The organism is Corynebacterium sp. HMSC065H09 (assembly GCF_001812845.1).
GTDB lineage: Bacteria > Actinomycetota > Actinomycetes > Mycobacteriales > Mycobacteriaceae > Corynebacterium > Corynebacterium jeikeium_D.
On the sequence record NZ_KV810601.1, the window covers coordinates 1 to 1026 of the forward strand.

1 protein-coding gene is annotated in these 1026 nt (G+C 56.9%); it reads right to left on the minus strand.

Annotation, left to right across the window (positions count from 1 at the left end; all coding sequences use genetic code 11):
- Window positions 1-7 precede the first annotated feature (7 nt).
- On the minus strand, window positions 8-1026 hold a 1019-nt coding region (locus HMPREF2878_RS09365; RefSeq protein ID WP_083310844.1), incomplete at its 5' end, for an IS30 family transposase.

Genomic DNA, 1026 nt, shown 5'->3' on the forward strand with positions numbered 1-1026 from the left:
GGTAGGGTCAGGCGGTCATTGCATCATGGATAACACCAGAGATTACCTCCCGGGGAGTTAACCCGTCGAGCACTACCCGTGGCCGGTTATTCAGCAATGCTTCCGCCTCGGCGACCTCTTGGTCGGTGACATCGGTAAAGTTGGTGCCTTTGGGGAAATAAAACCGGATATCCCGGTTCATCCGCTCATTGCTACCTCGCTGCCACGGCGAATGCGGATCGGCGAAAAACACCTGGATATTCTCCGCGACAGAAAACTCCGTGTGTTTGGCAAACTCCACTCCCTGATCCCAGGTCAACGTCGAAATCGTGGTGTCCATCGACTCTTTGAGCCGACGAATCATCCGTACCATCACCTCATTGACACTGGCGGCAGTATGGTCAGTGCCGAGTCTGCCGAGCAGCACAAACCTGCTGCGGCGTTCCACCAACGTCGCTAAAGCACTGGTGCCATCTGCGCCAATAATCAAATCGCCTTCCCAATGACCGGGTACCGCACGATCATTGGCTTCGGCTGGGCGAAGTGAAATATTGGCATCATGAGTCCAGCGTTTTCCACGTGGCTTGGGCACCCCTGCGAGAAGCGAGCGGGGTTTACGCCCTGGCCGGGTAGTCCGGCAGGACTTTTCAAACACAAGTTCTTTGCGCAAGCTGCCTGCCCCTTGTACGTAAAGGGCCTGGTAAATCGACTCGTGGCTAATAGTCATGGACGTATTATCACCCCACAGTGCAGCCAACCTGCCACTGGCCTGACGCGGCGAGGCGCCACGGTTGAGCAGATTGACAACCTGGGCGCGCAAAAATCGATTGTCATCGAGTTTGCGCGGCTTTGGGCGAGCAAGGCGCCCGCGGCTGGCCTGATCAGCGTGATAGGCATCGTAGATACCATCGACGCTGTTGCGTGCGATTTCACGGCTGATAGTGGATTGACTACGACAGACTATCTGGGCGATACGCCGGTGCGAATGCCCTGCCCGCAGGCAATCGGCAATAAGTAAGCGTTCCGTCAGCCCTAGCCGCCGACCAG